The organism is Pseudomonas mucoides, from assembly GCF_015461845.1.
Lineage (GTDB): Bacteria > Pseudomonadota > Gammaproteobacteria > Pseudomonadales > Pseudomonadaceae > Aquipseudomonas > Aquipseudomonas mucoides.
Genome location: NZ_JACOPW010000001.1, coordinates 1,641,148 through 1,667,150 on the forward strand (window position 1 = coordinate 1,641,148; position 26,003 = coordinate 1,667,150).

Consider the following 26,003-nt stretch of genomic DNA (forward strand, 5'->3'; position numbering starts at 1 on the left):
GAGCGTATCGCGCTTGCAAGGCGCAGGATCAATCAAAATGTGAGGGCGCAAGGGCTCTGATATAGGCCTGACAAGCTTGCAAGGCAATCAGTCCACGGTCCCCGGTGTCGGTGATGGCGACCATCGTTGAGCATGCGCCGGGTCAAGTCCCGCCAATAACCCGCCAAGAGATCAGACCGAAGACTGGCATAGCACCGCCCTCGCCCGCGCCCAGAGTTGCAGACGATCCTCCAGGCCGTTCAGCCCACCATTGATGCGACGAGTAATGCTGTTGAACTGGTCGTGATCGGCGAGTTCGTTAAGGCCGTTCTGCGCCCAGTACCAGGCCGCGGATTCAGCGGCCCATTGAGGTTTTTCCAACAGTTGCGGAATAAACAGCAAGCGATCATCACCGAACAATCCAAGACTGCATTGGCGATAGTTATCGCGGCCAGTGATCTGGATCAAGCCTCGGCCGCAGTACTTTTGACCATCACCATCCTGTGCAGGAGTGTTACCCAAGCGAGTAGCCAAGGCACCGGTGTCGTATTGGCTCAGATATTGTTCACTGCCGAGTTCACGTACGTATTGCAACTGCCCGGACTCATGGCCGACTTGAGCGAGAAAGACGGCGATACGTTTCGGGGTATTGATGTTGAAACGAGCCATGGCGGCATTGAGCGCAGAAATGAAAACGCCCGCTTGGACGCGGGCGTTGGGCATGATTTTTAGCAGTTGCCCATCGGTTAGCGGCATAAAAGGTCCTCGGTCAATAAACCGTTTATGGTGGGTTTGAATGAACGGCACTGGCCGTGGGAGACCTGCGTCCTTGCAGGCCGGATGCCGGTCGGCACCACTGCTCGCCAATCCATTGGTCTTGAGTTTCAACGATCCTGATGGGTGTCACGCGGGGGCACATCGCACACGTCCATGCGCTTCGCAGCCCAACGCTCATAAAGCCCGATGGACACGTCGGCCCCAGCCATTGCTGTCAGGCAGCCAAAGGCGCAGGCCGCCCAGATCGACACACCGGCGGCGTACAGCAGCATGATGGCCGAGACCCCACAGACCATGCAGGCCCCGGACCGCAAGGCCAGGCGTCGCAGCAGTGACCAGCCGCGAGCGCCGTCCTTGTCGGCGCGCCACATTTCGCCGGACACCCCGCCCACCAGGGCAAGGACGATGACGAGCCATATCGGCATGTCCAGCAACGCTAGTTGCTCGTTTGTCATGTCACGCCTCCGGGAGTGATTGATGAGTGGTTCTTTAAAACAGTGTTTTCTTGAGGTGCCTGATGGAAGGTAGGCATTCCAAAAAGCCCGGCATCGTTCCGGGCTTTTCAGTAATGCGGTCCTGCATTGACCTTTCGGCGCTACTGGCGCGGTACGAGTCCATTCATATTGTGTCGCCGACCGCGGTCGCTGCCCGCCGGATAACTGCTTCTGGTGCTTTACGCTGCACACCCGGGTCAGTTGCCAACCCTCTGAACCGTTGAGGCCGGTTCATCGCTGCCTTTGTGGTGGAACTAAAGAACTTCGTTTCGAGCTGCTTTGTTGAGCGGCTTGAGACAAAGAATATGCATGGATGCATATACAGTCAATGCACCAATGCATTTATTTGCGTATTTAAAAATGCACCACCGCATTGAAGCCCCACGGACAAAGGCTCAGCCGGTTTCGACAGGCGAAAAAAAACCCGCTCGATGGCGGGTTTTATCTGAAGGTGACGAGGTTAACGGGCGTACATGCCCCACCAGAAGACGTGACCGAGGATGACAATCTGCTCTTCCTGGATTTCCTGGAAGGTGTAGTCCTCGTCCGGGTGCTCATCACGATTGAAGCTGCGCAGGCGAATGCCGGTCGGCAGGCGATACAGCTGTTTTACCCGCAACTGGCCGTTATGGTTGATCGCATAAAGGTCGCCATCAACGATGTCGCCAATCCCGCACTTGCCGGCGTTCACGCCAACGGTGGCGCCATCGCGCAGCACCGGCAACATGCTGTTGCCGCGCACCGTCACGCATTTTGCCTGGTCGAACTGCACCCCGTTGTGACGCAAGCTGCGTTTGCCGAAGCGCAGGCTAGAGCGCTCGCTCTCTTCGATGACGAATCTTCCTGATCCAGCAGCCAATTCAACCTCGCGAAGAAAGGGAACCGACACCTCGTCGTCATCGACGGGCGTATCGTCGTCCCACAGACTTATGTCCTTGAGTTCGGAATGCACTTCATTGCGCGCGGCATGGGCGGCGGGCGCGACATCGGCGCGGCCACGCAACTGATCGGTGCTCACGGCGAAGTACTCGGCGATCTTCGAGATGTGTTTATCCGAAGGGTCGACGATCTTCCCGCTGAGAATCCGCGAGAGTGTGGATTGAGGCACGCCGGTGCGACGGTGAAGCTCCGTGGGGGAGATCCCGTGCTGATCCAGCAGTGCTCTTAAGACAGTAGAAACGTTGCGTTTTTGCATAACGCGCATAGTGCTTGTTCTTTTCGCCGAAGACAAATGCTGTTTTGCATAATTCGTGCATATTCAGTGTAAATGTGCCGTGGGGCTTTCATGCCTGCGTCGGGCGGACCGCCCATGGTAATCTTGCGCCCATCGCGGAAAAGCCGGGCCAATGCCCCTCCTTTTGCCCTACACCTTTCAACGAGTTTTCCTGAATTTCCGATGAATAAAGCCATCTCCGATCTGTCTTCCCACACGCCAATGATGCAGCAGTACTGGCGCCTGAAGAACCAGCACCCTGACCAGTTGATGTTCTACCGCATGGGCGACTTCTACGAGATCTTCTACGAAGACGCGAAGAAGGCCGCCAAGTTGCTGGACATCACCCTGACTGCTCGTGGGCAGTCAGCGGGGCAAGCGATTCCAATGTGTGGGATTCCTTACCACGCCGCGGAAGGTTACCTGGCGAAACTGGTCAAGCTCGGCGAATCGGTGGTGATTTGCGAGCAGGTCGGTGATCCGGCGACCAGCAAAGGGCCGGTGGATCGTCAGGTGGTGCGGATCATCACGCCGGGTACGGTCAGTGATGAAGCGCTGCTGGATGAGCGTCGGGACAACCTGATCGCGGCGGTGCTGGGTGACGAGCGCCTGTTCGGCCTGGCCGTGCTGGACATCACCAGCGGCAATTTCACGGTGCTGGAAATCAAGGGTTGGGAAAACCTGCTGGCGGAGCTGGAGCGGGTCAATCCGGTCGAGCTGATGATCCCGGACGATTGGCCAAAAGACCTGCCGGCGGAAAAACGTCGTGGGGTTCGTCGCCGTGCGCCGTGGGATTTCGAGCGCGACTCGGCGCTGAAAAGTCTGTGCCAGCAATTCTCTACTCAGGACCTTAAAGGTTTTGGTTGCGAGAACCTGACCCTGGCCATCGGCGCTGCCGGTTGCCTGCTCAGCTACGCCAAGGAAACCCAGCGCACCGCTCTGCCGCATTTACGCAGCCTGCGCCATGAACGCCTGGATGACACCGTGGTGCTGGACGGCGCGAGCCGTCGCAACCTGGAACTGGACACCAACCTGGCCGGTGGTCGCGACAACACCCTGCAATCGGTGGTCGATCGCTGCCAGACCGCCATGGGCAGCCGCTTGCTGACCCGTTGGTTGAACCGTCCGTTGCGGGACCTGACCGTGTTGCTGGCGCGTCAGACGTCGATCACGTGCCTGCTCGACAGCTACCGCTTCGAGAAACTGCAACCACAGCTCAAGGAAATCGGCGACATCGAGCGGATTCTGGCACGGATCGGCCTGCGTAATGCCCGCCCTCGCGACCTCGCTCGTCTGCGCGATGCACTGGGCGCGCTGCCCCAGTTGCAAGTGGCGATGACCGAGCTGGAAGCGCCACACATCATTCAACTGGCCAAGACCACCAGCACCTATCCAGAACTGGCAGCGCTGCTGGAAAAAGCCATTATCGACAACCCGCCAGCGGTGATCCGTGACGGTGGCGTGTTGAAGACCGGTTACGACAGCGAACTCGACGATCTGCAATCGCTCAGCGAAAACGCCGGGCAGTTCCTGATCGATCTGGAAGCACGCGAGAAAGCCCGCACCGGTCTGTCGCACCTGAAAGTCGGTTACAACCGCATTCACGGCTACTTCATTGAGTTGCCCAGCAAACAGGCCGAGTCCGCGCCGGCCGACTACATCCGCCGCCAGACGTTGAAAGGTGCCGAGCGTTTCATTACCCCGGAACTCAAGGCGTTCGAGGACAAGGCCCTGTCGGCCAAGAGCCGTGCCCTGGCCCGCGAGAAAATGCTTTACGAAGCGCTGCTCGAAGACCTGATCGCCCAATTGCCACCGCTGCAGGACACCGCCGCTGCGCTGGCCGAGCTGGACGTGCTGAGCAACCTCGCCGAACGCGCGCTGAACCTCGACCTGAATTGCCCGCGTTTCGTCGACGAGCCCTGCATGCGCATCACCCAGGGTCGTCACCCGGTGGTCGAGCAAGTGCTGAGCACACCGTTCGTGGCCAACGATCTGAGCCTCGACGACAACACGCGCATGCTGGTAATCACCGGTCCGAACATGGGCGGTAAATCCACCTACATGCGTCAGACCGCGTTGATCGTGTTGCTCGCGCACATCGGCAGCTTCGTGCCGGCGGCCAGTTGCGAACTGTCCTTGGTGGACCGGATTTTCACCCGGATCGGTTCCAGCGATGACCTCGCGGGCGGCCGCTCGACCTTCATGGTTGAAATGAGCGAAACCGCGAACATTTTGCACAACGCCACCGAACGTAGCCTGGTGCTGATGGACGAAGTCGGTCGCGGCACCAGCACCTTCGACGGCTTGTCCCTGGCTTGGGCGGCTGCCGAGCGGCTGGCCCATCTGCGCGCTTACACCCTGTTTGCCACCCACTATTTTGAGTTGACGGTGCTACCGGAGGCGCAACCGCTGGTGGCCAACGTTCACCTCAATGCCACCGAGCACAACGAACGCATCGTGTTCCTCCACCACGTGTTGCCCGGGCCTGCCAGCCAGAGTTACGGCCTGGCCGTGGCGCAACTGGCCGGCGTGCCGAGCGAAGTGATTGTGCGTGCTCGCGAGCACTTGGGTCGCCTGGAAGCCACCGCCCTGCCCCATGAAATTCCTGCACCTGCCAAGGGCAAACCGGCCGCGCCGCAGCAAAGCGACATGTTCGCCAGCCTGCCGCACCCGGTGCTGGATGAATTGACCAAGCTCAATCTGGATGACATGACGCCGCGCCGTGCGCTCGAAATGCTCTATACACTAAAGAACCGGATCTAACGCACTTGCCTGCAAGCTGTTAGAATCTCGCGCGGTTTGGGATGCTGCTGGCTAATAGCCTGGCCAGCAGACTATCGCTCCCGAACCTGGCGACCCCAACGTGAAGGGGCTCCGCTGCCGCCGCCTGAGGAGAAAATTAGAAATGACCTTCGTCGTCACCGACAACTGCATCAAGTGCAAGTACACCGACTGCGTAGAAGTGTGTCCGGTGGACTGCTTTTACGAAGGCCCGAACTTCCTGGTGATTCACCCGGATGAGTGCATCGACTGCGCACTGTGCGAACCAGAATGCCCTGCCGTGGCCATCTTCTCCGAAGATGAAGTGCCAGTAGAAATGCAGGAATTCATTCAGTTGAACGTTGAGCTGGCCGAAATCTGGCCGAACATCACCGAGAAGAAAGAATCGATGCCCGACGCTGAAGAGTGGGATGGCGTCAAAGGCAAGATCAAAGACCTCGAACGCTGATTCCCGCGCGTTCCCGAAAAGGCCCCTAGCGGGCCTTTTTGCTTTTCTACAGGCAAAAAAAGGGGCGGTTTGACCCGCCCACATTTTTCCCTATTCCCTGTATTCCTTTTCATCGTCCTGATGAACCGCTTCCTGCGATGTCCGTTCCCCTCTTCCTTGAAGGGCGTGTCTGTCCGTCGACACAGTTCAGATACTAGAGGGTTCTCTGCCTGGTGCAATTGAGCGTGATCGTCAAAAACGTTTGTCATATGCTCTTAACAAAAACAAATATCCATATAAATCAAAAAGATAGGAATGCGTGTTTAGGAATATGGACGAGTACTGCCTTTTAAAAATAACGAACACTTACGAAAGAGTAAGCAAAGACTTACAGCGCAAGACTACAAACCTGCGGCAATCCCCGCCCATCTTGCAGGCAATAAAAAACCCCGAGTCAGTCGGGGTCTTTTATGGCCGGTTGAGCCGATCGCTTATTGGAACAGCGACTCGCTCGACAGGCCGTTTTTCTCGAGAATCTCCCGAAGGCGCTTCAGGCCCTCGACCTGAATCTGTCTGACCCGTTCCCGAGTCAGGCCAATCTCCAGGCCTACGTCTTCAAGCGTGCTGCTCTCGTGACCGCGCAAGCCGAAGCGACGTACCACCACTTCGCGTTGCTTGTCGGTCAGCTCCGACAGCCATTGATCGATGCTTTGGGACAGATCATCGTCCTGCAGCAGCTCACAAGGGTCGGTTGGACGGTCATCAGTCAGGGTGTCCAGCAGGGTTTTATCCGAATCCGGACCCAGCGAGACGTCGACCGAAGAAACCCGCTCGTTCAAGCCGAGCATGCGCTTGACCTCGCCCACTGGTTTTTCCAGCAGGTTGGCGATTTCTTCGGGTGAGGGTTCGTGATCGAGTTTTTGCGTCAGCTCCCGTGCGGCCCGCAGGTACACGTTCAGCTCTTTGACCACATGGATCGGCAACCGGATAGTCCGGGTCTGATTCATGATCGCGCGCTCGATGGTCTGACGAATCCACCAGGTTGCGTAGGTCGAAAAACGGAAGCCGCGTTCGGGGTCGAACTTCTCCACTGCCCGGATCAGGCCGAGGTTGCCCTCTTCGATCAGGTCCAGTAGCGACAGCCCACGATTGACGTAACGCCGGGCGATTTTAACCACCAGCCGCAGGTTGCTTTCAATCATGCGCTTGCGCCCGGCCGGATCGCCACTTTGCGACAAGCGCGCAAAATGAACTTCTTCTTCCGGGGAGAGCAATGGGGAAAAGCCGATTTCATTGAGATACAGCTGCGTGGCATCAAGTGCCCGCGTGTAATCAATGTACTTGTGCTGTTTTAACGAAGCGGAGTGTTTGGATTTAGCACGAACGGAAGGTGGAGCTGCCCCTTCATCATTCGACATCGAATCCGTGGCGATGCCGGTCTCCATCAGGAGAACCTCATCGTCGATGTCAAACTCCGGCACTTCTTTACTGAGAGCCATTGTTATAGTCCTTTGGTGAGTTCGACCTCAAGCTCAAGCGGCGCCTTTATCCTTGGCAACGCTGGAGCCTGTTCCCTCTACGTGACGGAACAGGCTGGCTAACAAATCAACGACGTGGCAGGAATTGCAGCGGATCTACAGGTTTACCTTGGCGGCGAATCTCAAAATGCAGTTTCACCCGGTCTGTACCCGTTGACCCCATTTCGGCAATTGTCTGTCCGACTTTGACCTGCTGCCCCTCCCGTACCAACAGCCTGCGGTTATGTCCGTAGGCACTGACGTAGGTTTCACTGTGTTTGATGATGACTAATTCGCCGTAGCCCCTTAAGCCACTCCCGGCGTATACCACCGTCCCATCAGACGCAGCTAAAACAGGCTGTCCCAAATCTCCGGCGATATCAATTCCTTTATTCAAACTACCGTTTGAGGAGAATTTACCAATCAGAATGCCATTAGATGGCCATCCCCAGCCGGTCGGGGCCGGGCCGGCTGGCGGCAATGGAGCGGGTGCAGGTTTGTTGGCGACGGACGGTGCAACCACCGTAGTACTGGTGGTTGCGCCATTCGGCTGGCGCCGGATTACCGTGGTTTTCAGCGACGACGAAGGCGTGGAATCGCTCGTACTGGCAACCGCTGTCGGCGTTGATCCGGTGCGGCCATCGAAGCGAATTATCTGACCCGGATGGATCGTATAGGGCGTAGGAATATTGTTCCGCGCTGCGAGGGCTTTGTAGTCCCAGCCGTAGCGAAAAGCGATCGAGAACAGGGTGTCTTTTGGTCGAACGACATACTGGCCCGTCGTCGTTGCCGGACGTTGGGGGGCCGCGTTGTTGCGATCGACGACGCCGACGTTACTCGATTTGGTGCTGGAGCAACCGACCAGCAAGGTGCTCAAGACAAGGCCAGTCACCAGGCGCTGAAAGCTCGTTGTACTCATACGCTGCGCAATGACTGTGAGACTCACCCGCCGCTCCCTTTGTGGTGGCTGAAATTGTGGATTGCCGTGTTCCGGCTCGAGATGTCGCAAGTATAACGGGCCGGACAGGCTTTACCTTTAATGAAGCGAATTCGCTTCGCGCACACGTTTGCTGACTGACGATAAATACCGTTTAACCAATCGATGCCGCTGTAAGACACGGCCAATCGAAGAGAATTCAGCGCGCCAAAACAAATGCTCAGGCCAGTGGCCCGTTGAGCAATGGCACGAATCGCACTGCCCCCAGAACACGTCGGGAAAAGCCGTTTTCTTCGCGGATGATCAGCATCAATTGCTGCACCTCGCCGGAGCCGACAGGGATGACCAGGCGCCCACCCGGTGCCAACTGATCGAGCAAGGCCTGCGGCACATCAGTGGCCACTGCCGTGACGATAATGCCGTTGTAAGGCGCCAGTGCCGGCCAGCCCTCCCAACCATCGCCCCACCGAAACACCACGTTTCGCAGGTTCAGCTCCACCAGGCGTTCCTTGGCCCGGTCCTGCAACACCTTGATGCGCTCCACGGAGAACACCCGCTCGACCAGCTGCGACAGGACAGCCGTTTGGTAGCCCGACCCGGTACCGATCTCCATCACCTTGTCCAAAGGACCTGCCTCCAGCAGCAACTCGCTCATGCGAGCCACCATGTAAGGCTGGGAGATGGTCTGGTTATGCCCGATCGGCAGCGCCGTGTCTTCGTAAGCCCGGTGGGCCAGCGCTTCGTCGACGAACAGGTGACGGGGTGTGCGGCGAATGACTTCCAACACTTTGGCGTTGGAAACGCCCTCTTCGTACAGGCGCTGGATAAGGCGTTCGCGGGTCCGCTGAGAAGTCATGCCGATGCCGCGGCGCAGCATATCGTCTTGTTCACGAGACATTAGCGCAGTCCCTCCAGCCAGCCATCGAGACTTCTGAAGGCATCGTTGAAGGTGCGATCCAGTTGCAGCGGGGTGATCGAAACATAGCCCTGCATCACCGCATGGAAATCGGTGCCTGGGCCGCCATCTTCAGCATCCCCGGCGGCGGCGATCCAGTAACCGGACTTGCCCCGCGGATCGACCACTTTCATCGGCGCCGCAGCACGTGCGCGATGCCCGAGGCGGGTCAGCTGAATACCGCGGATATGGTCCAGCGGCAGGTTGGGAATGTTCACATTCAGTACCGTGCGCGGTGGCAGGTCGAGATCGCCATGGGCTTCAACCAACTTGCGCGCAAAGTAAGCGGCGGTAGCAAGGTTCTCTATTTGTCGCGAGACAAATGAAAAGGCAAACGAAGGACGCTCAAGAAAACGCCCTTCAAGGGCCGCCGCCACCGTACCGGAATACAACACGTCATCGCCCAGATTGGCGCCGAGGTTGATCCCCGAAACGACCATGTCCGGTTGCTGCTCCAACAAGCCGTTAAGGCCCAGGTGCACGCAATCGGTGGGGGTGCCGTTCACGCTGATGAAGCCGTTGGCCAGGGTTTGCGGGTGCAACGGACGGTCGAGCGTCAGCGAACTGCTGGCGCCGCTTTTGTCCTGGTCCGGGGCGATAACCACGCATTCGGTGTAATCCGCCAGCGCAGCATAAAGCGCGGCGAGACCGGGTGCGGCTACCCCATCGTCGTTAGAAATCAGAATACGCATGGGCTGTCCGTCTGCCCCACCGGCACCAGATCAACAAGCTCGCGCACCAATACGGTGGCAAAGCATCCGGCCGGAAGGACGAATTCCAGTTGCAGAATGTCAGGCTCGGGATAATGCCACGTCAACCCGCCAATGGGCAGCCGCAGGATGCGACGTTCGTGGCTCATTCCGGCGTTAATCAACCAATCGCGCAGCTCCGCTTCGCGCGCGGCGATTGCCTGCTCCAGTTCATGGACAACGCCTGACGCCGGCGAGTCACCTTCGCCCCACTGCGGGCCGGTCGGGTGCAAGTCGAGAATCGCCAGTCGCGGGTCGCTGCACTCCTCTTCACCGGCCGGAAAGAAGCTGCGGCTGTCGGTGAAGGCCAGCAGATCGCCGACCAAGGCTTGCTGCCAGGTACCGTCGGCAACACGCGCCGCCAACACCTGATTGAACAGGAAACTGCGCGCCGTCGAGAGCAGGCGCGAACGCACGTTGCGCTGCTCCGGCAACGCCTTGCGCGCGGCCCAGGCACGGGCATCGACCACGTTGCCGCCGTCAAAGCCGAAACGCTGGGCGCCGAAATAATTGGGAATACCTTGCTTGGCAATCAGCTGCAGTCGTTCTTCAATCGCGGCTTTGTCGCCAGCGAATTGCGTCAGGCGCAACGTGAAGCCATTGGCCGAGTGAGCGCCACGTTGCAGCTTGCGTTTGTGCCGACCGGTCTTGAGGATTTTCAGCGTGTCGTTTTCTGCTGCCGACAAATCCGGATCAGCCTTGCCGGGCAGCTGTACGCTGAACCATTGGCGCGTCAGCGCCTGACGGTCCTTGAGCCCGGCATAACTGACGGTGCGCAATGGCACGCCCGCTGCCTTGGCGATTCGCCGTGCCGCTTCTTCGGTATTCAGCCCGCGCTTTTCTACCCAGATCCACAAATGCTCGCCATCACCACTGAGGGGGATGTTGAGCACTTCATCGACCTGGAAATCTTCTGCCGTGGCTTTCAGAACAGCGGTGCCGAGAGCGTCACCATAGGCCCGCGGGCCAAGCAATTGCGATTCGTTCATGCGCGCAGCAACAAGGCAACGGCGTGCACGGCAATGCCTTCTTCGCGACCGACAAAGCCAAGCTTTTCGGTGGTGGTAGCTTTCACGTTCACTTGATCCAACTCAACTTGAAGATCCGCGGCAATCAGCGCGCGCATCGATTCGATATGCGGGGCCATTTTCGGCGCCTGGGCAACGATGGTGTTATCGACGTTGCCGACTTTCCAGCCCTTGGCGTGGATCAGCGAGACGACGTGACGCAACAGCACACGGCTGTCGGCGCCCTTGTAGGTCGGGTCAGTGTCCGGGAAATGTTTGCCGATATCACCCAGCGCAGCGGCGCCGAGCAAGGCATCGCTCAAGGCGTGCAGCAGGACGTCACCGTCGGAGTGAGCGAGCAGCCCGAAGCCGTGTGCAATGCGCACGCCGCCCAGAGTAATGAAATCGCCTTCAGCGAAACGGTGCACATCATAGCCGTGGCCAATACGCATAAAAAAACGCCCCGATTTTTGTCAGGGCGTGATTCTACCTGCTTTGTCGAACATTAGGCGCCTAGAGCGCGCGCATGATGTTGCAAGTGGTCGTCGATGAAACTGGCGATGAAGAAATAGCTATGGTCATAGCCGGGTTGCAGGCGCAACGTCAGCGGATGACCGGCCAGTTTGGCGGCCTGTTGCAAGGCTTCAGGCTTGAGCTGGGTGGCGAGGAAATCGTCGCGATCACCTTGATCGACCAACAGCGGCAGCTTCTCGTCAGCCTCGGCGATCAGGGCGCACGCATCCCATTCGCGCCACTTCGAACGGTCTTCGCCGAGATAACGGGAGAAGGCCTTCTGACCCCACGGGCAGTCCATCGGATTGTTGATCGGCGAGAACGCCGACACCGACTGATAACGCCCCGTATTACGCAACGCACAAACCAGCGCACCGTGGCCGCCCATGGAGTGACCGCTGATGCCACGTTTGTCCGACGCCGGGAAATGAGCTTCGACCAATGCCGGCAATTCCTGCACGACATAGTCATGCATCCGATAGTGTCGCGACCACGGCTCTTGGGTTGCATTCAGGTAAAAACCGGCACCGAGGCCGAAGTCCCAGGCGCCGTCCGGATCACCCGGCACATCAGGACCGCGCGGACTGGTGTCCGGCGCGACGATGATCAACCCCAGCTCGGCAGCCATGCGCAGGGCGCCGGCCTTGTGCATGAAGTTTTCGTCGGTGCAGGTCAGGCCGGACAACCAGTACAGCACCGGAAGCTTGCCGCCCTGCTCCGCTTGAGGCGGCAGGTATACGGCAAACACCATCTCGCAGCCGAGCACGTCTGACCGGTGCCGGTAACGTTTGTGCCAGCCGCCGAAGCTTTTCTGGCAGGAGATATTTTCCAGGCTCATGACCGACCTCAGAAGTGGATGACGGAACGGATGCTCTTGCCTTCATGCATCAGGTCGAACGCCTTGTTGATATCTTCCAGGCCCATGGTGTGGGTGATGAACGTGTCCAGCGGGATTTCGCCGGTCTCGGCCATTTCGACGTAGCTTGGCAACTCGGTACGGCCGCGCACGCCGCCGAACGCAGAACCGCGCCAGACGCGACCGGTGACCAGCTGAAATGGACGGGTGGAGATTTCCTGACCGGCACCGGCGACACCGATGATCACCGACTCGCCCCAGCCTTTATGGCAGCACTCAAGGGCGGCGCGCATCAATTGCACATTGCCGATGCACTCGAAGGAGAAGTCGACGCCGCCATCAGTCATGTCGACGATGACTTCCTGGATCGGACGGTCGAAGTCTTTCGGGTTCACGCAGTCGGTTGCACCCAACTGCTTGGCGATCTCGAATTTGGCCGGGTTGATGTCGATGGCGATGATGCGTGCAGCCTTGGCTTTTACCGCGCCAATCACCGCCGACAGACCAATGCCGCCGAGGCCGAAAATGGCCACGGTATCACCCGGTTTCACCTTGGCCGTATTCAGTACCGCGCCGATGCCGGTGGTGACACCGCAACCCAGCAGACAGACTTTTTCCAGTGGCGCTTCTTTAGCAATCTTGGCGACCGAGATTTCCGGCAACACGGTGTATTCAGAAAACGTCGACGTGCCCATGTAGTGGAAAATCGGCTGACCCTTGTAGGAAAAGCGCGAAGTGCCATCCGGCATCAGGCCTTTGCCCTGGGTCGCGCGAATCGCCTGACAAAGGTTGGTTTTGCCCGACAGACAGAATTTGCACTGGCGGCATTCCGGGGTGTACAGCGGGATCACATGATCGCCCACCGCAACCGAGGTCACGCCCTCGCCGATCGCTTCAACCACCGCGCCACCTTCGTGACCGAGGATCGACGGGAAGATACCTTCCGGATCCGCGCCGGACAGCGTGTAGGCATCGGTATGGCAGACGCCGGAGGCAACCACACGCAACAGAACTTCGCCGGCCTTGGGCATGGCGACATCGACTTCGACGATCTCGAGGGGTTTCTTGGCCTCGAAGGCAACGGCAGCGCGCGACTTGATCATGTGGATTCTCCAGCGAATAAAAACGAGACAGGAAGTGTAATACACGGCCTTACGGTGAATAATCAGGGCAAAAGCAAAACATTATTGCCATATAGGGATAATCAACGATGGCCGAAAGCCGCTGGGAAGGGATCGACGAGTTCGTCGCCGTGGCTGAATGCAGCCAATTTACGGCCGCAGCGGAACGTCTTGGGGTTTCTTCCTCCCATATCAGTCGACAAATCGTACGCCTGGAAGAGCGCTTGCAAACTCGTTTGCTGTACCGCAGCACGCGCCGGGTCACGCTGACCGAAGCCGGGCAAACCTTCCTGCAACATTGCCAGCGCCTGCAAGACGGTCGCGAAGAAGCCCTGCGCGCAGTGGGCGACTTGACCAGCGAACCCAAAGGCATGCTGCGCATGACCTGTGCCGTGGCGTACGGAGAGCGCTTCATCGTGCCGCTGGTGACGCGCTTCATGGGGCTTTACCCACAGCTGCGTGTCGATATCGAACTGAGCAACCGCACGCTCGATCTGGTGCACGAAGGTCTGGATTTGGCGATTCGTCTTGGACGCCTACAGGATTCGCGATTGGTCGCTACACGTCTGGCACCACGACGCATGTACCTGTGCGCATCGCCCTCCTATCTGGAACGCTATGGCCGCCCGCACAGCTTGTCGGAACTGAGCCGCCACAACTGCCTCATTGGCAGCTCGGACATGTGGCAACTGGAACAGAACGGGCGGGAATTTTCGCAGCGGGTCCAGGGAAACTGGCGCTGCAACAGTGGGCAAGCGGTGCTGGATGCGGCGCTACAGGGCGTGGGGTTGTGTCAGTTGCCGGACTATTACGTGCTGGAACATTTGAAAAGCGGCGAATTGATTTCACTGCTGGATGCGCATCAACCGCCTAACACGGCGGTATGGGCGCTTTATCCGCAGCAGCGGCATCTGTCGCCGAAGGTGCGCAAGTTGGTGGATTATTTGAAGGAAGGGTTGGCTGAGCGGCCGGAGTATCGGAGCTAAGTTATTTGTTGCCTGTGCCTGACCTATCGCGAGCTTGCTCGCGATGGCGGTTGAACAGCCAGCGAAGAATTCAGCGGCGATTAGCCCAACGCTGACGAAGCCATTCGAGATCTTCAGGACGCGTAACTTTGAGGTTATCGGACCGGCCTTCAATCAGACGCGGCGCCAAACCAGCCCACTCCATCGCCGACGCTTCATCAGTGATTACCGCATCCGCCACCAGACTGTCAGCCAGCGCCCGATGCAAGGCACCCAGGCGAAACATCTGCGGCGTATAAGCCTGCCAAATCACGCTGCGATCCACGGTTTCAACCACACGCCCATGTTTGTCGACCCGCTTGAGGGTGTCGCGCGCCGGAACCGCCAGCAACCCGCCGACCGGATCATTTGCCAGCTCACCCAGCAACTTGTCCAGATCGTCACGACTCAGATTCGGCCGCGCAGCATCGTGCACCAACACCCAGTCTTCATCATCAGCACCCAACGCATGCAAATGCAGCAACGCATTCAGCACCGACCCGGAACGCTCGGCACCGCCGTCAACCCGCTGAATTCGCGAGTCGCCAGCACAGGCCAGGTTTGGCCAATAAGGATCATCAACAGCAAGACTGACCACCAACCCCTTCAGGGACGGGTGATCAAGGAAACAGCCGAGGCTGTGTTCGAGAATAGTGCGCCCGCCCAGTTGCAAGTATTGCTTGGGACGGTCTGCGGCCATACGGGCACCGACGCCCGCGGCAGGAATCACGGCCCAGAAGGCCGGTAATGGGGAATTCATCGAGCCAGCTGGTAAAGGGTTTCACCGTCCTTGACCATGCCCAACTCATGGCGAGCCCGTTCTTCGACGGTCTCCATGCCTTTTTTCAACTCACCGACTTCGGCGTCCATGACCCGATTGCGCTCCAGCAACCCTTCGTTCTCAGCCTGTTGATCCTTGATCTGCTGAGTCAGCTCTGCCACTTGCGCCAGACTGCCATTACCCACCCACAGGCGGTATTGCAGGCCAGCCAGCAACAAGAGCAAGACAAGGAACAACCAATTGGGACTGCGCATCGAATATCAGGTTTCCAGTGAAAAAAGACAGCCATGCAAAAACATTGAAGCTTCTGATAGCACGAAGCCTGGAAAATCCAGGCTTGTGCTTATAAGGCATCAGATTAGTGGCAAAAACGTCGCTGTAGCGATTTTTCCGACACAATCCGGTGTCTTTTTACCATGCAGTGCCGTGCCTCACCAATACGCGCCTTTTTGACGAGTGACTGTTGTTGTCAGACAAGGCGCCGCGACGAGTCATAGCTGGCTATGGCGAGGAGCGGCAACGCAGTATGACGACAAAAGGCACCGTCAAAAAGGCGCAGTATTGGCGAGGCACGGCACTCTATCAACCGCGGAACTCGGCACGACCGTTGTACTTGGCTTTGCCATTCAACTGCTCTTCGATACGCAGCAGTTGGTTGTACTTGGATACGCGGTCGGAACGGCACAGGGAACCGGTCTTGATCTGGCCAGCCGAGGTGCCCACAGCCAGGTCGGCGATGGTCGAATCTTCGGTTTCGCCGGAGCGGTGCGAGATCACGGCGGTGTAACCAGCGGCCTTGGCCATCTGGATGGCTTCCAGGGTTTCGGTCAGGGTGCCGATCTGGTTGAACTTGATCAGGATCGAGTTGGCGATCTTTTTATCGATGCCTTCTTTCAGGATCTTGGTGTTGGTCACGAACAGGTCGTCGCCTACCAGCTGGGTCTTCTCGCCGATCTTGTCGGTGAGGATTTTCCAGCCAGCCCAGTCGGACTCGTCCAGGCCGTCTTCGATCGAGATGATCGGATAGCGCTCGGTCAGGCCTTTGAGGTAATCAGCGAAACCTTCAGCGGTGAACACCTGGCCTTCGCCGGACAGGTTGTATTTACCGTCTTCGTAGAACTCGCTCGCCGCGCAGTCCAGAGCCAGGGTCACGTCGGTGCCCAGTTCGTAACCGGCGTTGGCCACGGCTTCGGAGATCACTTTCAAAGCGTCTTCGTTGGAAGCCAGGTTCGGTGCGAAACCACCTTCGTCACCGACAGCAGTGCTCAGGCCACGTGCCTTCAGCACAGCTTTGAGGTGATGGAAAATTTCGGTGCCCATGCGCAGGCCTTCCGAGAAAGACTTGGCGCCAACCGGCTGAACCATGAATTCCTGGATGTCGACGTTGTTATCGGCGTGCTCGCCACCGTTGATGATGTTCATCATCGGTACCGGCATCGAATAAACACCCGGGGTGCCGTTCAGGTTGGCAATGTGAGCATACAGCGGCAGGTCCTGGTCCTGTGCTGCTGCCTTGGCCGCAGCCAGGGAAACGGCGAGGATCGCGTTGGCGCCCAGGGAACCTTTGTTTTCGGTACCGTCGAGCTTGATCATCGCGTGATCCAGCGCTTTCTGGTCGCTTGGGTCCATGCCTTTCAACAGGTCACGGATCGGACCGTTGATGTTGGCCACGGCCTTCAGAACGCCTTTGCCCAGGTAACGGCTCTTGTCGCCATCACGCAGCTCGAGTGCTTCACGCGAGCCAGTGGAAGCACCGGACGGCGCGCAGGCGCTGCCGATGATGCCGTTATCGAGAAGCACGTCCGCTTCCACGGTGGGATTGCCACGGGAGTCGAGAACTTCACGACCTTTGATGTCGACGATTTTTGCCATTGTTGTAAACACTCCAAAGTTGACGAAAACGACGCAGCTAGAGGAAATCTTTTACCGTCGGCAAGTGAGGTGCAGCGGGCAGACTTGCGGACGATAAGGCTCAGGCCCGAGGGCCTGAGCAACAAATCGTGCGGTACTTTACCGGAGAATTGAGGTTTACGCGGTTTCTACCGTCGGAAAACTCTTCACCAGTTCGTCCAACGCTTTGAGCTGGGCCAGGAATGGCTCCAGTTTGTCCAGACGCAAGGCGCAAGGGCCGTCGCATTTGGCGTTGTCCGGGTCCGGGTGGGCTTCGAGGAACAGGCCGGCCAGCGACTGGCTCATGCCTGCCTTGGCCAGATCCGTCACCTGGGCACGGCGACCACCGGCGGAATCGGAGCGACCACCGGGCATTTGCAACGCGTGGGTCACGTCGAAGAACACCGGGTATTCGAACTGCTTCATGATGCCGAAGCCGAGCATGTCGACAACCAGGTTGTTGTAGCCGAAGCTCGAACCGCGTTCGCAGAGGATCAACTGATCGTTGCCCGCTTCCACGCACTTGCTCAGGATGTGTTTCATCTCGTGCGGTGCCAGGAACTGGGCTTTCTTGATGTTGATCACCGCGCCTGTCTTGGCCATCGCGACCACGAGGTCGGTCTGGCGCGACAGGAAGGCCGGCAATTGAATGATGTCGCAGACTTCAGCGACGACCGCGGCCTGGTCAGGCTCGTGGACGTCGGTGATGATCGGCACGCCGAAGGCTTGCTTGATGTCCTGGAAAATCCGCATGCCTTCTTCCAGGCCGGGGCCACGGTAAGAGGTCACGGAGGAACGGTTGGCCTTGTCGAAGCTGGCCTTGAACACATAAGGGATGCCGAGTTTCTCGGTAACCTTCACATACTCTTCGCAGACCTGCATCGCCATGTCGCGGCTTTCCAGCACGTTCATGCCACCGAAAAGCACCATTGGCTTGTCGTTGGCAATCTCGATATCGCCTACGCGGATGATCTTCTGCGCCATCAGATTTATGCCTTCTTCTGGTGTTGAATCAATGCTGCTTTAACGAAACCGCTGAACAACGGGTGACCGTCGCGTGGCGTCGAGGTGAACTCAGGGTGGAACTGGCAAGCAACGAACCATGGATGATCCGGAGCTTCAACCACTTCAACCAGCGCGCCGTCACCGGAACGACCGGTGATTTTCAGACCGGCTTCCATAATCTGCGGCAGCAGGTTGTTGTTCACTTCGTAGCGGTGACGGTGACGCTCGACGATGACGTCTTTGGCGTAGCAGTCGTGCACCAGCGAACCCGGCTCCAGCAGGCACTCCTGAGCACCGAGGCGCATGGTGCCGCCCAGGTCAGACGATTCGGTACGGGTTTCGACCGCGCCGGTAGCATCTTCCCACTCGGTGATCAGACCCACGACCGGATGGCCGCTGGCACGATCGAACTCGGTGGAGTTGGCATCTTTCCAGCCCAGCACGTTACGAGCGAACTCGATCACGGCCACTTGCATGCCCAGGCAGATGCCGAGGTACGGAACCTTGTTTTCGCGAGCGTATTGAACGGCGGTGATCTTGCCTTCCACGCCACGCAGACCGAAGCCGCCAGGTACGAGGATCGCGTCAACACCTTCCAGCAGCGCGGTGCCCTGGTTTTCGATGTCTTCGGAATCGATGTAGCGCAGGTTGACCTTGGTGCGGTTGCTGATGCCGGCGTGACTCATCGCTTCGATCAGCGACTTGTAGGCGTCCAGCAGTTCCATGTACTTGCCGACCATCGCGATGGTCACTTCGTGTTCCGGGTTCAGCTTGGCATCAACCACCGCTTCCCACTCGGAGAGGTCAGCGCTGCCGCATTGCAGGCCGAAACGCTCGACGACGAAATCATCCAGGCCCTGGGAATGCAGGATGCCCGGGATCTTGTAGATGGTGTCGGCGTCTTCCAGCGCGATCACTGCACGCTCTTCAACGTTGGTGAACTGCGCGATCTTGCGGCGCGAAGAGATGTCGATCGGGTGATCGGAACGGCAAACCAGCACATCCGGCTGCAGGCCAATGGAACGCAGTTCCTTGACCGAATGCTGGGTCGGCTTGGTTTTGGTTTCGCCGGCCGTGGCGATGTACGGCACCAGTGTCAGGTGCATCAGCATTGCGCGCTTGGCGCCGACTTCGAAACGCAATTGGCGGATCGCTTCCAGGAACGGTTGCGACTCGATGTCACCCACGGTGCCACCGATCTCGACCATCGCCACGTCGGCATCGCCGGCGCCCTTGATGATCCGGCGCTTGATTTCGTCAGTGATGTGCGGGATCACCTGGATGGTTGCGCCCAGGTAATCACCACGGCGCTCTTTGCGCAGCACGTGCTCGTAGACACGGCCGGTGGTGAAGTTGTTGTTCTGGGTCATGGTCGTGCGGATGAACCGCTCGTAGTGGCCCAGGTCCAGGTCGGTCTCGGCGCCGTCATGGGTGACGAACACTTCACCGTGCTGGAACGGGCTCATGGTGCCCGGGTCAACGTTGATGTACGGGTCCAGCTTCAGCATGGTGACCTTAAGTCCCCGCGCCTCCAGGATGGCCGCCAATGAAGCCGATGCGATGCCTTTCCCCAATGAAGAAACAACACCGCCCGTGACGAATATGTAGCGCGTCATGAAAAACCCTAGAAGTCTGCGTTAAAGCGGTCCGAGCCGCCGGGGAAAGCGAAGGAAGGCCGAAGCCCCCGATCACCTGCATTAATCACAGTGCACCTTTCAAAAAAACCGCCGCGTTGGGACAGACCGGCAGATAAAACACCGGTGCGTTGCTCGCTACACATTTTTTGGAATCGCCCAGCAAAGACTGCTTGGTAATCGGCAACTCCTGCAATTCAGGCGAATCCACAGAAGTTGTATCAAGAAGGGAGCGTAGTCTACCGGAAAGCCCCTTTCAGCTCAAACCTTGATCTTCGCCAGGTGGCCGCCAATGCAAAAGCCAGCCGTCCTGCCCACTGCCATTCAAGCCCTGTACGCTGCCCACTGCCAGCAATTGCTCGTCGCGACAGAGCAGCGGCAATCTGCCACGGGCGAAGGCCGGAACCCCACGCTCATTGAGCAAACGCTTGAGGTCGCGGTGGCCGCGATCAGCTAAATGCATGACCTCACCTCCCTCACGATAGCGGATTTGCAGCGGGCCATCGGGGATTTGCCCGGTGAGCGTGAGCAGACCATTTTCCGGCAACGCCAGCGACTTCGAAGGATCGGTCCAATGCACGGCAGGCGGCGGATTGCGCAGCCAACAGCCCGATAGCCACCAGATACGCCCGGCCGACCGATGCAGCTCGCCATCCGCCAGCCGCCAGACCGGACGCGCATCACCCGTAGCGTCGCGCACATCTTCCCAACCCGACCAATGGTCGCTGTCCGGCAATCGAGTCAGCGCTGCGAGCCAATGGCTTAGCGCATTGCGTTGACGAGCGGCGGAGAGTCGTAAAAGAGGAGCGAGCGCCAATGAGGGCACGCCCAGCCAGTCAAAATCATTGACCGTCGTCGCTTCGGCCAGATCGATTTGCGCCAGCTCATCCAGCAATGCCTGTGCTTCGCTCAAGTGCGCGGTGCTGCGAGCCATGGTCGCCATCGCTTGCGGCCAGCGCTCGGTCAATACCGGGAACACCTGATGCCGCAGATAGTTGCGCGAAAACTGCCGATCCTGGTTCGAAGGGTCTTCGATCCAGTGCAGTTGATGCTCCGTTGCATACGCTTCGAGTTCGGCGCGACTGACATCCAGCAAGGGTCGCAGCAGATAACCCCGCCCCAACGGACGCGCGCTCGGCATACCCGACAGACCTCTCACCCCCGCCCCGCGCAACAGTCGAAACAACAGGGTTTCCGCCTGATCGTCACGGTGCTGAGCGGTCAGCAGCAGTTCATCGGCCTGAGTGGCTTCAACGAATGCGCCATAGCGCGCATCCCGGGCGGCACGCTCGAGGCTGGCGCCGGATTGAACCTGAACATGAACGACGTGTAGCGGCACACTCAAGGCATCACAGACGGATTGGCAATGTGCCGGCCACGCATCAGCCGCGACCTGAAGGCCGTGATGGACATGGATAGCGCTGAGCGCAGGCAGGGATTCGGTTTTTGCCAAGTGGGCGAGCAAGTGCAGGAGGACGGTGGAATCGAGCCCACCACTAAAGGCGATGCGCCAGGCCGTAGCATTGCGCCACGGTTTCAAATTCTGCAAAAGCCTGGCAGGCAGATCAATCATTGGCCGACTCATGGCGTTCCCTTTGCACAAAACAAATGTGGGAGCGAGCCTGCTCGCGATAGCGGTCTAACAGCCAACAGATTAGTTGAATGTTAAGCCGCCATCGCGAGCAGGCTCGCTCCCACATGGGAAAAGCGAGGTCAGATCAGAGACCGTAGCTCATCAGTCGCGCGTAACGACGGGCCAGCAGCGCGTCGTTGTCGAACTTCTTCAGCATCGCCAGTTGTGAGCTCAGTTCGGCACGGATCGAGGCGGCCGCAGCGGCAGGGTCACGGTGTGCACCGCCCAATGGCTCGCTGATGACCTTGTCCACGATACCCAGGCCTTTCAGGCGCTCGGCGGTGATGCCCATGGCTTCAGCGGCGTCCGGGGCCTTCTCGGCGGTTTTCCACAGAATCGAGGCGCAACCTTCCGGCGAAATCACCGCGTAGGTCGAGTACTGCAGCATGTTCAACTGATCGCAAACGCCAATCGCCAACGCACCACCGGAACCGCCTTCACCAATTACAGTGGCGATGATTGGGGTTTTCAGGCGCGACATGACACGCAGGTTCCAGGCGATCGCTTCACTCTGGTTACGCTCTTCAGCGTCGATACCAGGGTAAGCGCCCGGGGTGTCGATGAAGGTCAGGATCGGCATCTTGAAGCGTTCGGCCATTTCCATCAGGCGGCACGCCTTGCGGTAGCCTTCCGGACGCGGCATGCCGAAGTTGCGGCGAACCTTCTCGCGCACTTCACGGCCTTTCTGGTGACCGATGATCATCACTGGCTGGTCGTCCAGACGGGCGATACCACCCACGATGGCAGCGTCATCGGAGAAGTGACGGTCACCGTGCAGCTCGTCGAACTCGGTGAAGATGTGTTCGATGTAGTCCAGGGTATAAGGGCGTTTCGGGTGACGCGCCAGACGTGCGATCTGCCAGCTGGTCAGCTTGCCGAAGATGTCTTCGGTCAGCGTGCTGCTTTTGTCCTGCAGGCGGGAGATCTCATCGCCGATATTCAGCGAATTGTCGTTACCGACCAAGCGCAACTCTTCGATCTTGGCTTGCAGGTCGGCGATCGGCTGTTCGAAATCTAGAAAATTCGGGTTCATAGGCGTCCGTCTTGGGTCGACGTCCAAGAGAGCTTGGGCCGGCCGGTTGTCTATTCGCGCCCTACCTTAAGGGACAGGCGCGTTCAGGTCGAGATTAAAAATTGGGTCGAGATCAGGGGCAGCTCTGAATCACAAGGATGTCACCTGACCGTCAACGGTATTGGAGGAAGACGTTGTCTCGCCCGAACTGGTCACGCAAGGCTTGAATCAACGCATCCGCCGGATCGATTCGCCAGGTCTCGCCAAACTGCAGCAAGGCCTTTGCATCGGGGCTCGTGTACTCCATGGTGATCGGGCATGCGCCGCGATGCCGCTTGAACAACTCACCCAGCCAGCGTAGCTGATCACCCTTCAAATCCTTGGTCTGCAACTTCAGGCGCAGGCTCTCGGCAAGGTTGGTGCGCGCATCTTCCATGCTCATTACGCGCTTGACCCGCAGCTTCAGGCCGCCGGAGAAGTCGTCATTGCTGACCTCACCTTCGACCACCACCATCGCATCCGTCTGCAACAGCGACTGCGCGGTATGGAACGCCTCGGCAAACAGCGACGCCTCGATCCGTCCGGAGCGGTCATCGAGGGTGATGAAGCCCATCTTGTCGCCCTTTTTGTTCTTCATCACCCGCAGGGCGATGATCATGCCGGCGACGGTCTGGGTATCGCGGGCCGGTTTCAAATCGATGATGCGTTGACGGGCAAAGCGACGGATTTCACCTTCGTATTCGTCAATCGGGTGACCGGTCAGGTACAGGCCCAGGGTGTCTTTCTCCCCTTTCAGCCGTTCCTTGAGCGTCAGTTCCTTGGCCTTGCGGTGGCTGGCGTAGACGTCGGCGTCTTCTTCGACAAACAGCCCGCCGAACAGGTCGGCATGGCCGCTGTCCTGGGTGCGAGCAGTTTGCTCGGCAGCTTTGATCGCCCCTTCCATCGCCGCCAGCAGCACCGCGCGATTCTGGTCGATGCTCGCTTGATAAGCTTTCGGCTCGTCATGGAAATAAGGCCCCAGACGATCCAGCGCACCGCTGCGGATCAAACCGTCGAGGGTACGTTTGTTGATCCGCTTGAGATCGACACGGGCGCAGAAATCGAACAGGTCCTTGAACGGACCGTCCTGGCGCGCCTCGGTGATCGCCTCTACCGGACCTTCGCCCACACCCTTGATCGCACCGAGGCCGTAAATGATCCGGCCTTCGTCATTCACTGTGAACTTGAACTCGGAGGCATTCACATCCGGCGCGTCGAGGCGCAGCTTCATGCTGCGAATTTCCTCGATCAAGGTCACGACCTTGTCGGTGTTGTGCATGTCCGCCGACAGCACCGCCGCCATGAACGGTGCCGGGTAATGGGTTTTCAGCCACGCGGTCTGGTACGACACCAGGCCATACGCCGCGGAGTGGGATTTGTTGAAGCCGTAACCGGCGAACTTCTCTACCAGGTCGAAAATGTTACCGGCAAGGTCCGCATCGATGTTGTTGGTCGCGCAGCCCTCAATGAAACCGCCGCGCTGCTTGGCCATTTCTTCGGGCTTTTTCTTACCCATGGCCCGACGCAGCATGTCCGCACCACCGAGGGTGTAACCGGCCATGACCTGGGCAATCTGCATCACCTGTTCTTGATACAGGATGATGCCGTAAGTCGGTGCCAGTACCGGTTTGAGGCCTTCGTACTGGTAATCCGAGTGCGGGTACGCGAGTTCGGCGCGACCGTGCTTACGGTTGATGAAGTCGTCCACCATGCCCGATTGCAACGGGCCCGGACGGAACAAGGCCACCAGTGCGATCAAGTCTTCCAGGCAGTCGGGCTTGAGCTTCTTGATCAGCTCCTTCATGCCGCGGGATTCGAGCTGGAACACCGCCGTGGTTTCGGCTTTTTGCAGCAGCGTGTAGGTCGGCTTGTCGTCCAGCGGAATGAACGCAATGTCCAGCGGCGGCTGATCGACCTTGGCGCGGTCGCGGTTGATGGTTTTCAGCGCCCAGTCGATAACCGTCAGGGTCCGCAGACCGAGGAAGTCGAACTTCACCAGACCGGCGGCTTCAACGTCATCCTTGTCGAACTGGGTTACCAGGCCGTCACCGGCTTCATCGCAATAGATCGGCGAGAAGTCGGTCAGTTTGGTCGGCGCAATCACTACACCACCGGCGTGTTTACCGACGTTACGCACAACGCCTTCAAGCTTGCGGGCCATCTCCCAGATTTCGGCGGCTTCTTCATCGACCTTGATGAAGTCACGCAGGATCTCTTCCTGCTCATAGGCCTTTTCCAGGGTCATACCGACTTCGAACGGAATCATCTTCGACAGACGATCCGCCAAACCATAGGACTTGCCCTGCACCCGCGCCACGTCCCGGACCACAGCCTTGGCCGCCATGGAACCGAAGGTGATGATCTGGCTCACCGCGTTGCGACCGTATTTCTCGGCCACGTATTCAATTACCCGATCGCGACCGTCCATGCAGAAGTCGACGTCGAAGTCGGGCATCGATACCCGTTCCGGGTTGAGGAAACGTTCGAACAGCAGGTCGTATTCCAGCGGGTCGAGGTCGGTGATCTTCTGTACATAGGCCACCAGCGACCCGGCGCCCGACCCCCGGCCCGGACCTACCGGCACGCCGTTGCTCTTGGCCCACTGAATAAAGTCCATCACGATCAGGAAGTAACCGGGGAACCCCATCTGGATGATGATATCCAGCTCGAAATTCAACCGGTCGACGTAGACCTGACGCTTGGCCTCGTAGTCTTCCGTGGTGTCTTTGGGCAGCAGAACGGTCAGGCGCTCTTCCAGGCCATCGAACGACACTTTGCGGAAATACTCGTCGATGGTCATGCCATCGGGAATCGGGAAGTTGGGCAGGAAGTGCTTGCCCAGTTTCACTTCGATGTTGCAGCGCTTGGCAATTTCGACGGTGTTTTCCAACGCCTCGGGCAGGTCACTGAACAGCTCGGCCATTTCCTCGGCGCTTTTGAGGTATTGCTGATCACTGTAGTTCTTCGAACGCCGCGGATCGTCGAGGGCGCGGCCCTCACCGATGCAAACGCGGGTTTCGTGGGCGGCGAAGTCTTCCTGCTTGATGAAGCGCACATCGTTGGTTGCGACCAGTGGCGCACCGATTTTCTCGGCCAAGGCCACGGCACCGTGCAACTGCTCTTCGTCGTTGGGGCGGTTGGTGCGCTGGATTTCCAGGTAGAAACGATCCGGGAACACCGCCATCCATTCGCGCGCGAGGTTTTCCGCTTCAGCCGGGTTGCCACTGAGCATGGCCAGACCGATTTCGCCCTCTTTCGCCGCCGACAGCATGATCAGGCCTTCGCTGGCTTCGGCGACCCATTCGCGCTCGATGATCACCGAGCCGTTGCGCTGGCCGTCGATGAAGCCACGGGAAATCAGTTCGGTCAGGTTGCGATAGCCGACCGCGTTCATGGCCAGCAGGCTGATCCGGCTCAGGGCGTTGTCCGGGTCCTTGTTCGACAGCCACAAGTCGGCACCGCAGATCGGCTTGATCCCGGCGCCCATGGCGGCTTTGTAGAATTTGACCAGGGAACACATGTTGTTCTGGTCGGTGACCGCTACGGCAGGCATGTTCATGCCGACCAGGGTCTTGACCAGCGGTTTGATCCGCACCAGACCGTCGACCAGGGAATATTCAGTGTGCAGGCGTAGATGAACGAATGAAGCCGGCATAGTGATCCTGTCTAGAAACGTGAA

General features: G+C 58.7%; 22 protein-coding genes and 1 pseudogene. 3 read left to right on the forward strand and 20 right to left on the reverse strand.

What is annotated here, in order from left to right; genetic code table 11:
- Positions 1 to 28 precede the first annotated feature (28 nt).
- From H8F22_RS32570 to H8F22_RS07750, 4 genes and pseudogenes are all read right to left on the reverse strand, one after another.
- A pseudogene (locus H8F22_RS32570) lies at positions 29 to 153 on the reverse strand (lysis protein); the annotation flags it as partial.
- Between the two features lie 18 nt (positions 154 to 171).
- Positions 172 to 735, reverse strand: a complete 564-nt coding sequence (locus tag H8F22_RS07740) for a glycoside hydrolase family 19 protein (protein WP_027925003.1) — start codon at positions 733 to 735, stop codon at positions 172 to 174.
- A gap of 128 nt (positions 736 to 863) precedes the next feature.
- The gene (locus H8F22_RS07745; RefSeq protein ID WP_027925002.1) at positions 864 to 1,211 is read right to left on the reverse strand and encodes a phage holin family protein; all 348 of its coding nucleotides are present in this window, start codon (positions 1,209 to 1,211) and stop codon (positions 864 to 866) included.
- A gap of 499 nt (positions 1,212 to 1,710) precedes the next feature.
- Positions 1,711 to 2,445: a LexA family transcriptional regulator gene (locus H8F22_RS07750; protein ID WP_027925001.1), complete on the reverse strand. Its 735-nt coding sequence runs from the start codon at positions 2,443 to 2,445 to the stop codon at positions 1,711 to 1,713.
- Positions 2,446 to 2,658: 213 nt separating this feature from the next.
- On the opposite strand from H8F22_RS07750, the gene mutS reads away from it, so the two are divergent.
- Together mutS and fdxA are read left to right on the forward strand one after the other, a co-directional pair.
- Entirely contained in the window at positions 2,659 to 5,226 is a 2,568-nt protein-coding gene (gene mutS, locus H8F22_RS07755) for a DNA mismatch repair protein MutS (RefSeq protein ID WP_194939970.1), read from the forward strand.
- Positions 5,227 to 5,368: 142 nt separating this feature from the next.
- Complete coding sequence (fdxA, locus tag H8F22_RS07760; RefSeq protein WP_027924999.1) at positions 5,369 to 5,692, forward strand: ferredoxin FdxA; 324 nt, start codon at positions 5,369 to 5,371, stop codon at positions 5,690 to 5,692.
- A 470-nt stretch (positions 5,693 to 6,162) separates the two neighbouring features.
- On the opposite strand, the gene rpoS is transcribed toward fdxA, so the two are convergent.
- The 8 genes from rpoS to H8F22_RS07800 all read right to left on the reverse strand — a co-directional run bounded on the left by rpoS (position 6,163) and on the right by H8F22_RS07800 (position 13,308).
- Positions 6,163 to 7,170, reverse strand: a complete 1,008-nt coding sequence (rpoS, locus tag H8F22_RS07765; protein WP_027924998.1) for an RNA polymerase sigma factor RpoS — start codon at positions 7,168 to 7,170, stop codon at positions 6,163 to 6,165.
- Between the two features lie 106 nt (positions 7,171 to 7,276).
- Positions 7,277 to 8,134 carry a peptidoglycan DD-metalloendopeptidase family protein gene (locus H8F22_RS07770; protein ID WP_194939923.1) on the reverse strand — a complete coding sequence of 286 codons (858 nt, stop codon included), beginning with the start codon at positions 8,132 to 8,134 and terminating at the stop codon, positions 7,277 to 7,279.
- A 211-nt stretch (positions 8,135 to 8,345) separates the two neighbouring features.
- Positions 8,346 to 8,981 (reverse strand): protein-L-isoaspartate(D-aspartate) O-methyltransferase, encoded by a 636-nt coding sequence (locus H8F22_RS07775; protein WP_172825954.1) that lies wholly within the window; start codon positions 8,979 to 8,981, stop codon positions 8,346 to 8,348.
- Positions 8,982 to 9,022: 41 nt separating this feature from the next.
- Positions 9,023 to 9,772: a 5'/3'-nucleotidase SurE gene (gene surE, locus H8F22_RS07780; RefSeq protein WP_027924995.1), complete on the reverse strand. Its 750-nt coding sequence runs from the start codon at positions 9,770 to 9,772 to the stop codon at positions 9,023 to 9,025.
- Positions 9,760 to 10,818 (reverse strand): tRNA pseudouridine(13) synthase TruD, encoded by a 1,059-nt coding sequence (gene truD, locus H8F22_RS07785; RefSeq protein ID WP_194939924.1) that lies wholly within the window; start codon positions 10,816 to 10,818, stop codon positions 9,760 to 9,762. The genes surE and truD overlap by 13 nt, the downstream gene beginning before the upstream one ends.
- Entirely contained in the window at positions 10,815 to 11,288 is a 474-nt protein-coding gene (gene ispF / locus H8F22_RS07790; protein WP_059181539.1) for a 2-C-methyl-D-erythritol 2,4-cyclodiphosphate synthase, read from the reverse strand. The genes truD and ispF overlap by 4 nt, the downstream gene beginning before the upstream one ends.
- 53 nt (positions 11,289 to 11,341) lie before the next feature.
- Positions 11,342 to 12,187, reverse strand: coding sequence for an S-formylglutathione hydrolase (fghA, locus tag H8F22_RS07795; RefSeq protein ID WP_059181540.1), 846 nt, complete (start codon positions 12,185 to 12,187; stop codon positions 11,342 to 11,344).
- Between the two features lie 8 nt (positions 12,188 to 12,195).
- On the reverse strand, positions 12,196 to 13,308 hold the full coding sequence (locus H8F22_RS07800) for an S-(hydroxymethyl)glutathione dehydrogenase/class III alcohol dehydrogenase (RefSeq protein ID WP_027924991.1): 1,113 nt from the start codon (positions 13,306 to 13,308) through the stop codon (positions 12,196 to 12,198).
- Between the two features lie 107 nt (positions 13,309 to 13,415).
- On the opposite strand from H8F22_RS07800, the gene H8F22_RS07805 reads away from it, so the two are divergent.
- Positions 13,416 to 14,312 (forward strand): LysR substrate-binding domain-containing protein, encoded by an 897-nt coding sequence (locus H8F22_RS07805; RefSeq protein ID WP_194939925.1) that lies wholly within the window; start codon positions 13,416 to 13,418, stop codon positions 14,310 to 14,312.
- Positions 14,313 to 14,382: 70 nt separating this feature from the next.
- Here H8F22_RS07805 and ispD read toward each other — a convergent pair whose 3' ends face one another.
- The 8 genes from ispD to dnaE form a co-directional block, all read right to left on the reverse strand.
- Positions 14,383 to 15,090 (reverse strand): 2-C-methyl-D-erythritol 4-phosphate cytidylyltransferase, encoded by a 708-nt coding sequence (ispD, locus tag H8F22_RS07810; protein ID WP_027924989.1) that lies wholly within the window; start codon positions 15,088 to 15,090, stop codon positions 14,383 to 14,385.
- Entirely contained in the window at positions 15,087 to 15,365 is a 279-nt protein-coding gene (gene ftsB / locus H8F22_RS07815; protein ID WP_027924988.1) for a cell division protein FtsB, read from the reverse strand. The genes ispD and ftsB overlap by 4 nt, the downstream gene beginning before the upstream one ends.
- Before the next feature lie 328 nt (positions 15,366 to 15,693).
- On the reverse strand, positions 15,694 to 16,983 hold the full coding sequence (eno, locus tag H8F22_RS07820; RefSeq protein WP_194939926.1) for a phosphopyruvate hydratase: 1,290 nt from the start codon (positions 16,981 to 16,983) through the stop codon (positions 15,694 to 15,696).
- A 156-nt stretch (positions 16,984 to 17,139) separates the two neighbouring features.
- Positions 17,140 to 17,985: a 3-deoxy-8-phosphooctulonate synthase gene (gene kdsA / locus H8F22_RS07825; RefSeq protein ID WP_007949350.1), complete on the reverse strand. Its 846-nt coding sequence runs from the start codon at positions 17,983 to 17,985 to the stop codon at positions 17,140 to 17,142.
- A gap of 5 nt (positions 17,986 to 17,990) precedes the next feature.
- The gene (locus tag H8F22_RS07830; protein ID WP_027924986.1) at positions 17,991 to 19,622 is read right to left on the reverse strand and encodes a CTP synthase; all 1,632 of its coding nucleotides are present in this window, start codon (positions 19,620 to 19,622) and stop codon (positions 17,991 to 17,993) included.
- 274 nt (positions 19,623 to 19,896) lie between these two features.
- Complete coding sequence (gene tilS, locus H8F22_RS07835) at positions 19,897 to 21,225, reverse strand: tRNA lysidine(34) synthetase TilS (RefSeq protein ID WP_194939927.1); 1,329 nt, start codon at positions 21,223 to 21,225, stop codon at positions 19,897 to 19,899.
- A gap of 133 nt (positions 21,226 to 21,358) precedes the next feature.
- A complete protein-coding gene (locus H8F22_RS07840) occupies positions 21,359 to 22,306 on the reverse strand; it encodes an acetyl-CoA carboxylase carboxyltransferase subunit alpha (protein WP_027924984.1) in 948 nt (315 codons plus the stop codon).
- A 151-nt stretch (positions 22,307 to 22,457) separates the two neighbouring features.
- On the reverse strand, positions 22,458 to 25,979 hold the full coding sequence (dnaE, locus tag H8F22_RS07845) for a DNA polymerase III subunit alpha (RefSeq protein ID WP_027924983.1): 3,522 nt from the start codon (positions 25,977 to 25,979) through the stop codon (positions 22,458 to 22,460).
- Between the last annotated feature and the right edge of the window lie 24 nt (positions 25,980 to 26,003).

Excerpts from the sequence above, each read along its gene's own strand:
- ispD (WP_027924989.1), bottom strand. The coding sequence starts at position 15,090 with ATGAATTCCCCATTACCGGCCTTCTGGGCCGTGATTCCTGCCGCGGGC.
- H8F22_RS07805 (WP_194939925.1), top strand. The coding sequence starts at position 13,416 with ATGGCCGAAAGCCGCTGGGAAGGGATCGACGAGTTCGTCGCCGTGGCT.
- H8F22_RS07800 (WP_027924991.1), bottom strand. The coding sequence starts at position 13,308 with ATGATCAAGTCGCGCGCTGCCGTTGCCTTCGAGGCCAAGAAACCCCTC.
- surE (WP_027924995.1), bottom strand. The coding sequence starts at position 9,772 with ATGCGTATTCTGATTTCTAACGACGATGGGGTAGCCGCACCCGGTCTC.
- H8F22_RS07830 (WP_027924986.1), bottom strand. The coding sequence starts at position 19,622 with ATGACGCGCTACATATTCGTCACGGGCGGTGTTGTTTCTTCATTGGGG.
- fghA (WP_059181540.1), bottom strand. The coding sequence starts at position 12,187 with ATGAGCCTGGAAAATATCTCCTGCCAGAAAAGCTTCGGCGGCTGGCAC.
- dnaE (WP_027924983.1), bottom strand. The coding sequence starts at position 25,979 with ATGCCGGCTTCATTCGTTCATCTACGCCTGCACACTGAATATTCCCTG.
- ftsB (WP_027924988.1), bottom strand. The coding sequence starts at position 15,365 with ATGCGCAGTCCCAATTGGTTGTTCCTTGTCTTGCTCTTGTTGCTGGCT.
- H8F22_RS07745 (WP_027925002.1), bottom strand. The coding sequence starts at position 1,211 with ATGACAAACGAGCAACTAGCGTTGCTGGACATGCCGATATGGCTCGTC.
- H8F22_RS07750 (WP_027925001.1), bottom strand. The coding sequence starts at position 2,445 with ATGCAAAAACGCAACGTTTCTACTGTCTTAAGAGCACTGCTGGATCAG.
- rpoS (WP_027924998.1), bottom strand. The coding sequence starts at position 7,170 with ATGGCTCTCAGTAAAGAAGTGCCGGAGTTTGACATCGACGATGAGGTT.
- eno (WP_194939926.1), bottom strand. The coding sequence starts at position 16,983 with ATGGCAAAAATCGTCGACATCAAAGGTCGTGAAGTTCTCGACTCCCGT.
- H8F22_RS07740 (WP_027925003.1), bottom strand. The coding sequence starts at position 735 with ATGCCGCTAACCGATGGGCAACTGCTAAAAATCATGCCCAACGCCCGC.
- truD (WP_194939924.1), bottom strand. The coding sequence starts at position 10,818 with ATGAACGAATCGCAATTGCTTGGCCCGCGGGCCTATGGTGACGCTCTC.
- tilS (WP_194939927.1), bottom strand. The coding sequence starts at position 21,225 with ATGAGTCGGCCAATGATTGATCTGCCTGCCAGGCTTTTGCAGAATTTG.
- H8F22_RS07775 (WP_172825954.1), bottom strand. The coding sequence starts at position 8,981 with ATGACTTCTCAGCGGACCCGCGAACGCCTTATCCAGCGCCTGTACGAA.
- ispF (WP_059181539.1), bottom strand. The coding sequence starts at position 11,288 with ATGCGTATTGGCCACGGCTATGATGTGCACCGTTTCGCTGAAGGCGAT.
- H8F22_RS07840 (WP_027924984.1), bottom strand. The coding sequence starts at position 22,306 with ATGAACCCGAATTTTCTAGATTTCGAACAGCCGATCGCCGACCTGCAA.
- fdxA (WP_027924999.1), top strand. The coding sequence starts at position 5,369 with ATGACCTTCGTCGTCACCGACAACTGCATCAAGTGCAAGTACACCGAC.
- kdsA (WP_007949350.1), bottom strand. The coding sequence starts at position 17,985 with ATGGCGCAGAAGATCATCCGCGTAGGCGATATCGAGATTGCCAACGAC.